This window comes from Brevibacterium paucivorans, from assembly GCF_016907735.1.
Classification (GTDB): Bacteria; Actinomycetota; Actinomycetes; order Actinomycetales; family Brevibacteriaceae; genus Brevibacterium; species Brevibacterium paucivorans.
This window is the reverse complement of the sequence record NZ_JAFBCP010000001.1, coordinates 937,420-950,246: the sequence shown is the minus strand read 5'-3', so window position 1 is coordinate 950,246 and position 12,827 is coordinate 937,420. Positions and strand designations below refer to the sequence as shown.

Annotated in this window: 15 protein-coding genes; 6 read left to right on the top strand and 9 right to left on the bottom strand. The window is 55.9% G+C overall.

The genetic code is table 11. The features are described 5' to 3' along the window. Positions 1 to 54 precede the first annotated feature (54 nt). The 4 genes from JOE56_RS04475 (at position 55) to purM (ending at position 4,559) form a co-directional block, all read left to right on the top strand. Positions 55 to 1,488 carry an aldehyde dehydrogenase family protein gene (locus tag JOE56_RS04475; RefSeq protein WP_204515009.1) on the top strand — a complete coding sequence of 478 codons (1,434 nt, stop codon included), beginning with the start codon at positions 55 to 57 and terminating at the stop codon, positions 1,486 to 1,488. A gap of 90 nt (positions 1,489 to 1,578) precedes the next feature. Beyond that, complete coding sequence (locus JOE56_RS04470) at positions 1,579 to 1,989, top strand: hypothetical protein (protein WP_204515008.1); 411 nt, start codon at positions 1,579 to 1,581, stop codon at positions 1,987 to 1,989. Positions 1,990 to 1,993: 4 nt separating this feature from the next. Further along, on the top strand, positions 1,994 to 3,457 hold the full coding sequence (gene purF / locus JOE56_RS04465) for an amidophosphoribosyltransferase (RefSeq protein WP_204515007.1): 1,464 nt from the start codon (positions 1,994 to 1,996) through the stop codon (positions 3,455 to 3,457). Positions 3,458 to 3,470: 13 nt separating this feature from the next. Then, entirely contained in the window at positions 3,471 to 4,559 is a 1,089-nt protein-coding gene (purM, locus tag JOE56_RS04460) for a phosphoribosylformylglycinamidine cyclo-ligase (RefSeq protein WP_204515006.1), read from the top strand. 68 nt (positions 4,560 to 4,627) lie between these two features. Here the strand turns inward: purM and JOE56_RS04455 are convergent, their stop codons facing one another. Then, positions 4,628 to 4,864, bottom strand: a complete 237-nt coding sequence (locus JOE56_RS04455) for a DUF3073 family protein (protein ID WP_204515005.1) — start codon at positions 4,862 to 4,864, stop codon at positions 4,628 to 4,630. Between the two features lie 198 nt (positions 4,865 to 5,062). Between JOE56_RS04455 and JOE56_RS04450 the strand changes: the two genes are divergently transcribed. Together JOE56_RS04450 and JOE56_RS04445 are read left to right on the top strand one after the other, a co-directional pair. After that, positions 5,063 to 5,878: a DUF8083 family protein gene (locus JOE56_RS04450; RefSeq protein WP_239530367.1), complete on the top strand. Its 816-nt coding sequence runs from the start codon at positions 5,063 to 5,065 to the stop codon at positions 5,876 to 5,878. Positions 5,879 to 5,899: 21 nt separating this feature from the next. Continuing rightward, positions 5,900 to 6,241, top strand: a complete 342-nt coding sequence (locus JOE56_RS04445) for a hypothetical protein (protein ID WP_204515004.1) — start codon at positions 5,900 to 5,902, stop codon at positions 6,239 to 6,241. 65 nt (positions 6,242 to 6,306) lie between these two features. Here the strand turns inward: JOE56_RS04445 and JOE56_RS04440 are convergent, their stop codons facing one another. The 8 genes from JOE56_RS04440 to JOE56_RS04405 form a co-directional block, all read right to left on the bottom strand. Beyond that, on the bottom strand, positions 6,307 to 6,996 hold the full coding sequence (locus JOE56_RS04440) for a Tad domain-containing protein (RefSeq protein ID WP_204515003.1): 690 nt from the start codon (positions 6,994 to 6,996) through the stop codon (positions 6,307 to 6,309). Positions 6,997 to 7,015: 19 nt separating this feature from the next. Next, positions 7,016 to 7,252, bottom strand: a complete 237-nt coding sequence (locus JOE56_RS04435) for a hypothetical protein (RefSeq protein WP_204515002.1) — start codon at positions 7,250 to 7,252, stop codon at positions 7,016 to 7,018. A 140-nt stretch (positions 7,253 to 7,392) separates the two neighbouring features. Continuing rightward, positions 7,393 to 8,046, bottom strand: coding sequence for a LuxR C-terminal-related transcriptional regulator (locus JOE56_RS04430; RefSeq protein ID WP_204515001.1), 654 nt, complete (start codon positions 8,044 to 8,046; stop codon positions 7,393 to 7,395). Further along, a complete protein-coding gene (locus JOE56_RS04425; RefSeq protein WP_204515000.1) occupies positions 8,024 to 9,244 on the bottom strand; it encodes a sensor histidine kinase in 1,221 nt (406 codons plus the stop codon). The genes JOE56_RS04430 and JOE56_RS04425 overlap by 23 nt, the downstream gene beginning before the upstream one ends. After that, positions 9,231 to 10,142, bottom strand: a complete 912-nt coding sequence (locus tag JOE56_RS04420; RefSeq protein WP_239530366.1) for a type II secretion system F family protein — start codon at positions 10,140 to 10,142, stop codon at positions 9,231 to 9,233. Before JOE56_RS04420 ends, JOE56_RS04425 begins: the two co-directional genes overlap by 14 nt. Further along, positions 10,139 to 11,068: a type II secretion system F family protein gene (locus JOE56_RS04415; RefSeq protein WP_239530365.1), complete on the bottom strand. Its 930-nt coding sequence runs from the start codon at positions 11,066 to 11,068 to the stop codon at positions 10,139 to 10,141. The genes JOE56_RS04420 and JOE56_RS04415 overlap by 4 nt, the downstream gene beginning before the upstream one ends. After that, positions 11,065 to 12,429 (bottom strand): TadA family conjugal transfer-associated ATPase, encoded by a 1,365-nt coding sequence (locus tag JOE56_RS04410; protein WP_204514999.1) that lies wholly within the window; start codon positions 12,427 to 12,429, stop codon positions 11,065 to 11,067. Before JOE56_RS04410 ends, JOE56_RS04415 begins: the two co-directional genes overlap by 4 nt. 5 nt (positions 12,430 to 12,434) lie before the next feature. Then, positions 12,435 to 12,827: a TadE/TadG family type IV pilus assembly protein gene (locus JOE56_RS04405; RefSeq protein WP_204514998.1), complete on the bottom strand. Its 393-nt coding sequence runs from the start codon at positions 12,825 to 12,827 to the stop codon at positions 12,435 to 12,437.

The following is a 12,827-nucleotide window of genomic DNA, read 5'->3' as shown; positions in this document are numbered from 1 at the left end:
AACACAGTGTGAAACACGCGAGCGCCCGCTGTGCGCGGGTGCCAAAATGGCAGTATGACCCATCACACAACATCGTTCATTGCTGGTCGGCACGTCCCCTCAATCAATACGTACGCCAACATCGATCCCGCAACGGGGCGGGAACTCGGAGAAGTCGGACGCGGTACCGCGGACGAGGTTAACCAGGCCGTCGAAGCCGCCGCGCGGGCACAGAAAGAATGGAAGACCAGCTCACCTGAACAACGCGCCAAGCTGTTGGTCGCAGTTGGGCAGTTAATCCAGGAAAACCGCGAAAAACTGGCGCGCATCGAAAGTGAAGACACTGGTAAGCCGCTCACGCAGGCGTATGCGGACGTCGATGTGTGCGCTCGCTACTTCGAGTTCTACGCCCACGCGATCGAATCCTATTACGGTCACACGATTCCGCTGGGTGACGGAATGCACGCGTACACCCGACGCGAACCTTACGGGGTAACCGGGCACATCGTCGCGTGGAACTACCCGTTGCAGCTGGTGGGCCGTGCGGTTGCCACCAGCTTGGCGACCGGGAACTGCGCAGTTGCTAAACCTGCTGATGAGACCCCGCGTACTACCGTGTTGCTCGCTGAGTTGGTTGCCCAGGCGGGGTTCCCGGTGGGTGCCTTTAACGCGGTGACAGGTTTAGGTGCCGAGGCGGGTGCGGCTTTGGCGGCCCACCCCGGTGTTGCGCACCTAGGGTTTGTTGGCTCCACCCAGACAGGGTCGTTGATTGCACATGCGGCGGCCGATCGCGTCATTCCCACTGTTTTGGAACTGGGTGGGAAGAGCGCCAACATTGTGTTCCCAGACGCTGACATTGACGCAGCAGTTCCCAGCTTGGTGCGCTCGATTGTGCAGAACGCGGGGCAGACATGCTCAGCAGGGTCACGGCTCTTGGTGCACCGCGACGTACACGACCAGGTTGTAGACGCCATGACCCAGACCATGAACACCCTGACCGTTGGGCGCGGAACCGACGACCCTGACTTGGGGCCACTGATTTCTGCCAAACAGTTTGAACGCGTCAACGGGTTCCTCAACCGGCTCGAAGGTGGAAGCGTGGTCTGCGGAGGGGCTGCGCCCGAAGGGCTCAGCGACGATGTGAAAGGTGGCGCGTTCTTCGCACCCACGATCGTCGACGGAGTCGACCCGGCAAGTGAAATCGCGCAGGAAGAAGTCTTCGGTCCAGTTGTAGCGGTCATGTCCTTTGACAGCGACGAAGAAGCACTGGCGCTCGCCAACGGATCCGAGTACGGCCTAGTGAGTGCCGTGTGGACACAGAATCTTTCGCGTGCACACCACATGGTTAACAACATTGAGGCAGGCCAGGTTTTTGTGAACACCTACGGTGCTGGTGGGGGAGTGGAACTGCCTTTCGGCGGGTTCAAGAAGTCCGGTTACGGACGCGAAAAGTCCATCGAAGCACTAGACGAGTACACCCAAACAAAAACTGTTGTGATGAAGGTGTAATTGGCCAGGCGGTTCGTGGGCGTTCTCACCGGCGATTCGTGAGTTTTTCACTCCAGGTAGACTTGTGTGGTCATCTCAGTGAGGAAGTGGATGAAGGACACAGTAGACGTCACCGTTCGCCGTAGCCCCCGCTACTCAGTTTTCGTAGCGTTGGGGGTCATCGTTGGTTTCATCATCGCCGGAATCCTGGCGTTCTTGCCCGTCGACACTAGCTCGCTCACGCAGGAATACTCGCGGGCCGCAGTGCTGGGAATCCTCATGGCGTTCTTGGGCATCGTAGGCGGATTCTTAGGCGCTTTCGTCGCCCTCATCATCGACCGCTCATCCGTCAAGAACGCAAAAACCTATACCGTGAACGCCAAGTACGAAAAGGTCGCCGGGGAAAAGGGCACCTCGGACGAACAGGACGCCCCCGGCGCCGCTGAAACCGAAGTCGGCACGACAGACGGAGTCTCTGACACCTCGGGCGCCAAACCCGGTACCCCACCTGTGGAACAATAGTCACGTGGCACGCGCAGATGGACTCCTCACAGATCAGATAGACCCGTCCGAAAAAGCCCAAGACGAATGTGGCGTCTTTGGAGTGTTTGCACCCGGTGAAGAAGTCGCCAAACTTGTGTACTTTGGCCTCTACGCCTTGCAACACCGCGGGCAAGAATCCGCCGGGATTGCGGCAAGCAACGGATCGCAAATTCTGGTGTACCGCGACATGGGTTTGGTGTCCCAGGTATTCAGCGAAAGCGACTTAGAAACCCTGCCCGGGCACCTGGCAGTGGGGCACACTCGCTACTCGACAACCGGTTCATCCACGTGGGCGAACGCGCAACCAACGCTGGGACCAACCCCGTTTGGAACCGTGGCGCTGGCACACAACGGAAACCTCACCAACTTTGCCGAGCTGGAAGCCATGGCCGACGAGCGTCGCCACATGCACCAAGAAACTGTGCGCGAAGCAACCCGCAAAGAAAAACGCACGCGCCAGTTCCGCGACTCGTCGAACGACACCTCGCTGGTAACCGAACTCCTCGCATCGACTGAAGGTGAGAACCTCACCGACGCCGCTCTTGAACTCTTTCCTCAGCTGACCGGGGCGTTCAGCCTGGTGTTCATGGAAGAAGACCGGTTGTACGCGGCGCGTGACCCGTGGGGAGTGCGACCACTATCCTTGGGCCGACTTGAACACGGTTGGGTCGTCGCTTCGGAAACCGCGGCGCTGGACATTGTGGGTGCGTCGTTTGTGCGCGACGTAGAACCCGGTGAACTCATTGTCATCGACGAGGAAGGCTTACGGTCGCACCGTTTCGCAGAATCCACACCTGCCCGCTGCGTGTTTGAGCACGTGTACCTTTCACGTCCCGATAGCGTGTTGGACGGTAAAACCGTTCACGCAGCACGCACCGAGATGGGACGCGAGCTTGCCCGCGAATACCCGGTTGACGCCGATCTGGTGATCGCTACTCCAGAATCGGGAACCCCAGCCGCAGTGGGGTACGCCGAAGAATCCGGAATCCCGTACGGTCAGGGTCTTATGAAGAATGCGTACGTGGGACGTACGTTCATCCAGCCCACGCAGACCATTCGACAGTTGGGTATCCGCCTCAAACTCAACCCGTTGCGCGAAAACATCGAAGGTAAGCGTCTGGTGGTTGTGGACGATTCGATTGTGCGCGGAAACACCCAACGCGCCCTGGTGCGCATGTTGCGCGAAGCTGGGGCCAAAGAGATCCACATCCGCATTTCGTCTCCGCCGGTCAAGTGGCCGTGTTTCTACGGAATCGACTTCGCATCGCGCGCCGAACTCATTGCAAACGGACTCAACACCGACGAAATTTGCCAGTCTTTAGGGGCCGACTCACTGGGGTACATCAGCCTGGACGGCATGATCAAAGCCACCCAGCAGGACCCAGCTGAACTGTGTACCGCGTGTTTCTCTGGCACCTACCCAATCCCGCTCCCAGACAACACATAAAAGGAGTGCTGACATGACTCAGAAGCAGACCACCTACGCAACAGCCGGTGTCGACGTCGAAGCCGGCGACCGGGCCGTTGAACTCATGAAATCAGCGGTTGCCGCAACGCACAACGAGCACGTGTTTGGTCAAGTGGGTGGCTTCGCTGGCATGTTTGACGTCAGTTTCCTCAAGGACTACACGCGTCCACTGTTGGCCACGTCCACCGACGGCGTAGGCACGAAGGTTGCGATTGCGCAAGCCTTGGACATTCACCACACGATTGGCTATGACCTGGTGGGCATGGTCGTTGACGACATCGTGGTATCCGGTGCCAAGCCACTGTTTATGACTGACTACATTGCGTGTGGAAAGGTCATCCCGGAGCGCATTGCAGGGATCGTGCGCGGTATTGCCGAAGCCTGCAAGGAAGCAGACGTTGCTTTGGTGGGTGGCGAAACTGCGGAACACCCGGGCCTCTTGGGGCCAGATGAGTACGACGTCGCAGGTGCGGCCACCGGTGCAATTGAAGCAGACGACCTGCTGGGTGCCCACAAGGTTTCGGCAGGCGATGTCATTATTGGTCTGCCATCGTCTGGCATCCACTCCAACGGATATTCGCTGGTGCGACGCATCATCGCAGATGCCGGTTGGGATCTGAACCGTGATGTTGCCGACTTTGGCCGTACTCTGGGCGAAGAGCTTCTGGAACCGACCAAGGTATACACCGGTGAGCTTTTGAGCTTGTACGAACGCGTGCCCGGTGCGGTCCATTCCGTGTCCCACGTGACTGGGGGAGGGCTGTCCGCCAACGTTGCGCGTGTTCTGCCGGCCGGAACAGTGGCGGTCATGAAGCGTGACAGCTGGAACATTCCTGCCGTGTTTAATGTGCTGGGTGATGTGGGGAACGTGCCGCGCGCTGACCGTGAACGCACGTGGAACTTGGGTGTTGGCATAGTTCTGGTGGTAGATAGCTCCCGTGCCGCCGAGGTCGTTGCCGTCTACCCGGGAGCATGGCACCTGGGTGAGGTGCTCACCGACACTGGTGACTACCGTGACAACCCCGACTACGTGCAGGGCGCTAAAGGAGTAGACGGCGGAGCAGCCGTTCTCATTGACTGAGATAGTTGCCTATAAACGTGTGAGGGCCCAGCCGTTTTGGCTGGGCCCTCACACGTGATGCGTCATGTTTAACGCCGGTCGTTGAACTCGGAATCTTCCTCTTCCTCTTCTTCGTCGTAGTACGCGTACTTGTCTGCGTACTCGGCGTAATCCGGGTCCTCGTCGTACTCGTCGTAGTCGTTGTCTGAGCTTACAGATCCTCCACCGAGTTCACGCTGGAGTGCGTTCAAGTCAGTTTCCGGACTGTAGTATTTGAGCTTCCGGGCTACCTTGATCTGTTTTGCCTTTGCGCGGCCGCGACCCACAGACGTCGACCCCCTTATCTTTGTGTTCCAGGGCTTTGAGGTGGCTTTACCCTGGCAGATCTCTTGTTAGTATTCGACAAAAGTCTAGCGTCAAGCAACGATAAAGGCCATTTGGCCAAGAGCATTCCGAGGAAAAGCTGAGACACGGGAGCGTGGCCCTCGATGTGCAAAAACACGACTTGTCGATAGCATGCACGTATGCCCTATCAGCGTGACTACCTTATTCATTTGCGCGTGTTTGAACCCGTTGAAGTCTACTCACACGCGCATCGCGGAGCCGTTCCTCACAGGGCAGGTTTAGAAGAGCTGGTCTGCGCTGACGCAGATCGTCGGCTGATTTCAATGCCACCAGATCCCGTGCCTTCCAGATTTCGAGACGCCCCGCTGTTTCTCACTGGAGAGGAAGTAGGGGACAACCGTGACCGGGTGTGCCCGGTGCAGGACGACGTCCGTGGGTGGCAGTCGCTCGACATTCTTACTGAAACAACACCTCGGGATGAACTCGATGCGTTGGTGCCAAAGGTGGCGCGGAGGCGGGCGCATGCCCGCCGGGTCGACTGGATGAACTCCGAGGTGGACGACCGGGTGTATACCCGCACCTCGGCGTGGGAAGTGCCACCGATCTGGTGGCTGGCCGTGGACCCGGACACCGACACGGTAGTTGAAGAAGACCAACCCGACGGTGCCGTGAGGGTGAGGATCCGAACGGAACTGTTGACCGCCTCGGCGAGGACGGAATGGGCGCTGGACATTCTGCGTAACAAGTCCCAGGCGGAGTTCTTTACCGAATCAGTGTCCGACTTTCTGGAATGGCTGGACAGCTTTGACATGGGATCTATTTTGGAACTGGACCTTGGCGGAATGAGCGACGTGCAGTGGCCGGAAACCGGGGCACAACTGGTGCTTGACTGGTTGGACGCGCTGGATTCTGACGATTTGGAGTCGGCGAGGATCGCCTTTGATACGTTCACCGACGAATGGGAACGGCGTACCCTGTACGCGCACAGTAGTTAGGCCGTGGGTAGAATCAGAGGCGTGAAATCCCCTCATATTCCTCCAAAACCCATTGCCCCGCCTAAACCTCAAAAGCCACCAGTGGCCAAGAGTGGCGACGCATGCCGGTCTGCTGAAGCGCAGACGACCCAGAAGACCGGGGATGCTCAGGGTTCAGAGAACCCGTGGCTAAACCCGCAACCGCGTCGCTCGTCTGAAGACGGTGAAGCTGACAAAGCGTCGAAACCAAGAAAGGCAAAGAGGCGCCGGGGCAAGCGCAAGAAGGAGCGCCAGCGGAAGCCGGTGAACGTACCCAAACTGGGGTGGTACCTGTTTGCCGTGACCATGTTGGGTGCTGTTTTTGCGGCTCTGGCTTTGGGGTAGACGGCTCGCGCGGGAACAAAACATGGGCCAGGAAAACCTGGCCCATGCTGGTGTTTGAGGTGTGACTAATCGACTAGATCAATGTCAAAGATCTTTCGCCACTTTTCTTCATTGCCGTAGAAGTTGACCGCCATGGGGTTGGGGTCGACGTACTTCAGCGTTGCTGTGTGCCCGTTGCCAGTACACCTGATGGACCAGGTCTTTAGCATTTGGGTTTTGTCATTTATCGGTACATAGATCGCGGGTGGCGCAATGCAATGAACCTCGTCAGTCTTCACCTTGGCGGTAGCTTCAGCCGGCGCGCTCATCGAACTGCGAGCTTTTGAACCTACAGGTGATTCGACCTTCTCCTCATTGGACTGTACCTCCGAGGTGAAACGATTCACGATGGCTCGGTGGTCAGTAAGACCAGTACCGTTTTTCTGTGCAAACTGAAACGCCGCAGATTTACCGTGCTTGGTGAATTGCATAAAGGTTGTGGTCGGAGGCACGACCTTACCCGTGTGAATGGTTCCTATCGGAGTGATCTTTGGTGGTGCTTTGTGGCTACGCGCGAAAGCAGGTAGGAAGGCCTCTCGTGCATCACGAGCTGCGCCCAAGGCAGATGCGTCGGCACCTTTTTGAGCGCGCGTACGCGCGTCATTTGCTTCACCAAAAATGAACACCCCGACGGCCGCCGCGATAATTGCAATGGAAAGCAAGATGACGGCCAGGGAAACCTGACCGTCTTCTCGCTTGAACCGTGTGAGATTCATAAGCCTATTTCTTGACTCTTTAGAATGGTGAGTTACCGAAGATTCCTTCGATGAGGCCCTGCAGTCCGTCAGTGATTTTCTGGTTACCGGTGTCGTTGAAGAACGCGATGATAGCTGCAACGATGATTGCTGCGATAACTGCGATACCAATGTATTCGATGGAGCCCTGACCAGCTTCGCGACGGTCCTGAAGTTCTGCGAAGAATGCGCGAGCGTTAACGTCTACCTTGTGAGCCATGAGTTCGAGCTTGTTCATGATGTACCTTTCGAGATATGTCCGGGTTGAGGGTGTGCCTGACGTTCTGTCTGACATGTTTAACTATTCCGCATGAGGTGACCTAGTTCGAGGGCACAGAGGCCCAAACGTGGGCCCAAACTGTGATTGGGTCTTGGGGTCTACGCACGCTTGAGCCACACGCTGACTGCTTCGGCTCTGGACGAAACGTTCATTTTGCCGAAGATCCTGTTGATGTGGTTTTTCACCGTCTTCTCGCTCAAGAAGAAGCTTTCGGCAATTTGCCGATTGCTCAGTCCGTCAGCAACTAAGCCCATGACCTCGATCTCGCGTTTACTCAAACCGAAGTCGTTGTTGTCTGCAGTGGTTGCTGAAGTTCCCGGTTGGGAAGTCTCCGACTCGTGCTCATTGTTGTGGGACAGAAGAGCAGTCGACGCTGAGGGAGAGACGATCATCGCTCCGGCCATGACGGAACGAAGTGTGTGCTGAAGGTACTTCGTTTCAAGCTCGTCATAAATAACATAGCCACTAGCGCCACCGGCCATCGCCGCAGTGACGTTTTCCGCATCTTCACTATGAGTGAGCATCAGAACTTTGCAGACTTGCGAAATCTCTCGAGCTGCTTCAATTCCATTCATGACGGGCATGCGTACATCAAGCAGGCACAGGTCTGGTTTCTCAGTGTGTGCGACTTCGACAGCCAAGGCGCCGTTCTCTACGGACCCGACGATCTCGACAAAGTCGACTGTGCTCAAGAGATGCTCCAACCCCATTCGCACAATGCTGTTGTCGTCAGCTATAAGAACTCGAATCATGCTGTTCAACTTCTGTCCTTTGTACGTCGGATATGTGAAGTGTCACCGTGGTTCCTTTATCTGGAACCGATGTCAAAGTGAGCAAGCCACCGATCTCAGCAGCTCGTTCCCTCATGCTTGCGATGCCGATGTGACCACTCTTTTTGTGGGCGTAACGGAAACCAGTGCCGTAATCAGAAACTCGCGCAGTGAGTGAATCACCGTCGCGGTGGATTGCCACATCGATGTAATCTGTCCCTGAGTGAACCGCGGAGTTTGTTACCGCTTCTTCAATGATTTTTCGCACGTTGTACTGAAGGTCGGACGGGAACTGGCCGCCTTCGTTTGACAGCCGCACTTCGACGCCATGAACGACCTCAATTTCTTCTAGTGACGCTTGGAGAGTCTCGTCGAAATTTGCCGCGTCGCCTTGCCTAAGCGAACTCAAAAGCTGTCGCGATTCGGCGATTGCGCTGGTTGCGGCGGCTTGGATGAGCTCTGCCGTCTTCACCGCATTCTGTGGTTGCTTCTGAATTGTCGCGCTCAGCAGGTTGATACCCACGAGCGATTTGACTGTGGAGTCGTGAAGCTCGCGTGCAATGCGTGAGCGCTCTTCGCCGAGCGTGGCTTCGCGTGCATTTCGACTCGCTATTTCCACCGCCGTATCAACACGTTGTTGCAGAGAATGGAGGCGAGAACCTAGCAGTACGAGTACGACAAGGATAGTAACCGAAACACATGATTCCACAGCCCCGTAAAGCGAATATGTGGCAGGGGTGGTACGCAGGATCAGAGGAATCAGTGCGTAGGAACCAATTAGCAGGGTGGCAAGAATCGTTCTGTTTTGTCGATCGTAGAGAAGCCCAATGAGAACAGCGGTTGCTCCCAGATAGAGGAAATACGGTGAGATTCCTTGACCTGGGCCGATTGCGATGACGACTAAGAGGATGTCGATGCTCAGAATGAGTGGATGGCGGGAAACGAAGTTTTTTATTCGATCCCAGAAGATGAATGCGACAAGCGACTCGAGCGCCAGAAGCGCCAGCACCAAAGGTTCGCCAGAGGTGATGCTTGTTTCTGTCCATGACGCAATGACAGGGTAGATAAAGAGCATTCGGATAGCGACGATCACTTTCACAAGTGGGGTAGCAATGCTCTTGTTCTCAAGCACCTTTGTGTGACGCTTGGCGCCACGTTTCAGGGATTTAAAAGTTGACATCGCCCAGTTCGATCTTGTCAAGGCCAGCGACAAATATCATCGACACGAGAATGAGAGCCATTGTCCCCGGAACCATGATCATAGTGACAACCGCCGCGATCTTTGGCGACGCCTTAGACGCAGACTGACGCGCCTTCTGCGCAGTGGTCTGTCGCATGTCGAGAGAGATGGTCTCCAAAGTGTCGGCAAGAGGGGCGCCAAGCTCTTCGGCTTGTAAGAGTGTGGTGATAAAAGACTCTAACGAGTCGGACGTGGTCCGAGAACGAAGTGCGGTAAACGCGTCGTACACCGTCTCACCCATATCGAGTTGGTGAAGAACTGTGCGCATCTCTTCGGCCAGGGGGCCCTCCGTGCGCTCGGTGACTTTTGCGAGTGCGGAACGGAAGGCAAGGCCGGCACTTACGGTAATGGCCAGAATATCCAGGAAGTCAGGAAGCGCGTCATCGATTTGTTCCTGGCGCTTGCGCGCCGACTGCATGAGCATGAGATCAGGGAGAAACAACCCCACGATGATGAGAGCGATAAGAAAGCCGGGTGTCCGTAGCGCGATGAGTGTGGCTACGCCTCCCAGTCCACAGAGAAGTACGATTGCGCCTTTGTACTCCATGAACGAGGTAAAGTCGCTGAACTGTTTTCGTCCGTTGAGAACGATCTGATTATCAACCCAATTGCGATATCCTCCGCCGAAGAGCCGGCTGAGCGATGGTGCTAAGCGCTGCCCTGTTCGTCGGATAAGGCCGTTATTCTTCCGCCGGAGACGCGATTCATCTTTAATCAGAGCGCGGTCTTCTGACGAAAGCGATTCCAACGGATCCGTCTTAAAACTTCGGTAACCCAAGCTAAGGAGCACGACTGCGGATGTTGCGAGGACCGCAAAAAGTATCGCAAAAAGGATCATAGCTTCACCTTGACCAGTCGTTGAATCGCGATAATTCCTATCGTGTAGCAGACAGCGGCGAAGGCCATGGCGATTTGGCCAATCAACGTGCTTGTTAGATCGTGTAGGAGCGTGTCATGCATACTCGACAGTAAGAGAACGAAGCCAACTCCGAAGGCCGCCACGAGGTAGCCGGTGTAACTGGACTGCGATACCAAGGTTTTGACTTCGCGCTTCGTTTCTTTACGAAACTCAAGCGTGTCACTCATTCCCCGGAGCGACGAAATAAGAGATCCACCTGATCTTTGCGCGATGACCAAGGTGCTGACCAAAACGTCGAGGTCACGACCGGAAATCCTGTCCGACATGCGTTCGAGAGCAAGGTCAAGCGGGGTACCAATCTCGATTTCGCGCTTGAGTGCTGCGAACTCCCGACCCGCGGGGTCGGGGAGTTCAGACGCAGCGACTCCAAGAGCGGTCTGAATGGAAAGTCCCGCACCAGTCGAGTTAGCCATGATTCGGGCAAATTCTGGCAATTGGAGGATGAACTTCTCGCGTTGCCGCTCCTTGAGCCCGTCGAGGATCTTCCACGCTAAGAAAAGAACGAGCGCCCCCAGTGCAAATGCGTAAAATAACGCGACGTACTGCGCAGCCACCAGCACGACGACAACGCATGCAACTACGGCGACACCAAAGTACTCCACAGCGTAAATGGAGCGTAGGTTCGCCTGCGTGAGGTTGGTTGTTAGAATGCGTCCCAACCGAGTGCGCTGGAAAAATCGGTCTAGTGGGCGAATCCGCTCCTCACGGAATGATCCATGTATACGACCTCGCTCCGCGCGAACGATGTCGACTTGTTCAGTGGACCCCATTGCATATGTGACTGCGCCTATTACACCGATCGCCAGAACAAATACTGACCCGATGATGATGCCGAGAATCATCATTGTGTAGTCCTTACGCACATAGCGCGGGGGTCAATGTCAAAACGGTCAGACAGCCCGTTACCGCTGATCCAGAGACGGTCGGCGATGTTTGCAGGAATCTGGCGCATGATGTGACTACCCCGAACCACACGGTCGGCGGTGAGTGGTTCCGACTCAAACTTCATGAGGGTTGTAAGTTCGAACTCTTCGCGACTTTCGGAAGTCACTACTGCGACTTCTGTCATGCGACGTGAACCGTCGGCGCCACGACCGAGCTGCACGATCAAGTCGACCGCACTGTTGATCTGGTCGCGCAGTGCTTCGAACGGAATGCGGATTTCACTCATGCTGGCCAGCGTTTCTAGACGTGACACTGCGTCGAGTGGATTATTAGCGTGAACTGTCACCAGTGATCCGTCGTGACCCGTGTTCATCGCTTGGAGCATGTCGAGTGTTTCACCACCACGGACCTCACCAACGATAATGCGGTCGGGACGCATACGCAGAGAGTTCTTGACAAGGTCACGAATGGTCACCTGGCCCTTACCTTCAACGTTTGGTGGGCGTGATTCGAGACGAATGACGTGAGGTTGCTGGAGCTGAAGTTCTGCCGAGTCTTCAATAGTCACGATACGGTCGCCGTCAGGAATCATGCCGGACAGCGCATTGAGCATGGTCGTCTTACCTGTACCCGTACCGCCGGAAACCACGATATTGAAACGTGCTTTCACACAGGCCATGAGGAATTCGCGAGTGAGCTCATCGAAGCTACCTTTGTTTTGCAAGTCCTCAAGAGTGAACGGTTTTGGGAAGCGGCGAATGGTGAGTGTGGGCCCGTCCATCGCCAGCGGGGGGACAATGACGTTGACACGTTCACCGGTGAGGAGACGTGCATCCACCATGGGTGATGATTCGTCAACGCGTCGGTTGACTTCAGCAACGATGCGGTCGATGACCTGCATCAGTTGCTCATCATTCGCAAACTGCAGATCAAGTTGCTCAAGGCGCCCCGAACGTTCGACGAAGATCGTTTTGGGGCCGTTCACCATGATTTCAGTGATCGATTCGTCGGCGAGGAGTGGTTCGAGGATACCAAGACCCAGCGCTTCGTCTACGACTCGTTGAATCAGTTTGGAGCGCTCGCGTGCCGAAAGCACGGGACCTTGCTGCGACAGAATATGGCTCAGAATCCGCTCAAGACGAACGCGCCTCTGCTGCCTGTCCAGTTTGGAAAGCTCTTCTAGATCAACCTCGTCGAGGAGAATTCGTCGGTAGGTGTTGACTTGGTCATTGAATGACTGATGGCGTTGCGAGGTTGGTGAGTCTGCCGACTGGGTTCCCCGCATCACCCTCTGTTGTTCTGCACGTTTAAGTAGTGACATTTAACTTATCCTGTGACGGGCTGGGTCGAAGCGCGCGTCACCCTAATTTCTGGGAACCATTGAGGGGCGTCAGGCATGTTGAAAACCGGAACGCCGAGCGAAACTTTGCATGTCACGTCGCCTTTCGGGTTGTGACCACCCGAACAGGTTGTCTGCACCCCTTGCGCTTGAAGACCAGGGGATACGGCACTTTGCGCGGCACCTGGCCCTGTTCCCGGCATCATAGCTTCAGCTCGTGCTGCGTTGCGTGCTGCGGAGTTTGCTTGCGAAAGCGCGAACATTGCAAGCATTGCCTGAAAAGCGATAGCCAAGAGGAACAGAAAGACCCCAAACGTTCCCACAAACTCGAGACTGAGGACGCCCTTTTCTCGCTTCTTTGTCATAAGTTGTTTGATCAT

Bases quoted from the DNA above. Each gene is read 5' to 3' on its own strand.
- JOE56_RS04475 (WP_204515009.1), top strand. From the start codon at position 55: ATGACCCATCACACAACATCGTTCATTGCTGGTCGGCACGTCCCCTCA.
- JOE56_RS04470 (WP_204515008.1), top strand. From the start codon at position 1,579: ATGAAGGACACAGTAGACGTCACCGTTCGCCGTAGCCCCCGCTACTCA.
- purM (WP_204515006.1), top strand. From the start codon at position 3,471: ATGACTCAGAAGCAGACCACCTACGCAACAGCCGGTGTCGACGTCGAA.
- JOE56_RS04450 (WP_239530367.1), top strand. From the start codon at position 5,063: ATGCCCTATCAGCGTGACTACCTTATTCATTTGCGCGTGTTTGAACCC.
- JOE56_RS04440 (WP_204515003.1), bottom strand. From the start codon at position 6,996: ATGAATCTCACACGGTTCAAGCGAGAAGACGGTCAGGTTTCCCTGGCC.
- JOE56_RS04435 (WP_204515002.1), bottom strand. From the start codon at position 7,252: ATGAACAAGCTCGAACTCATGGCTCACAAGGTAGACGTTAACGCTCGC.
- JOE56_RS04430 (WP_204515001.1), bottom strand. From the start codon at position 8,046: ATGATTCGAGTTCTTATAGCTGACGACAACAGCATTGTGCGAATGGGG.
- JOE56_RS04425 (WP_204515000.1), bottom strand. From the start codon at position 9,244: ATGTCAACTTTTAAATCCCTGAAACGTGGCGCCAAGCGTCACACAAAG.
- JOE56_RS04420 (WP_239530366.1), bottom strand. From the start codon at position 10,142: ATGATCCTTTTTGCGATACTTTTTGCGGTCCTCGCAACATCCGCAGTC.
- JOE56_RS04415 (WP_239530365.1), bottom strand. From the start codon at position 11,068: ATGATGATTCTCGGCATCATCATCGGGTCAGTATTTGTTCTGGCGATC.
- JOE56_RS04410 (WP_204514999.1), bottom strand. From the start codon at position 12,429: ATGTCACTACTTAAACGTGCAGAACAACAGAGGGTGATGCGGGGAACC.
- JOE56_RS04405 (WP_204514998.1), bottom strand. From the start codon at position 12,827: ATGATCAAACAACTTATGACAAAGAAGCGAGAAAAGGGCGTCCTCAGT.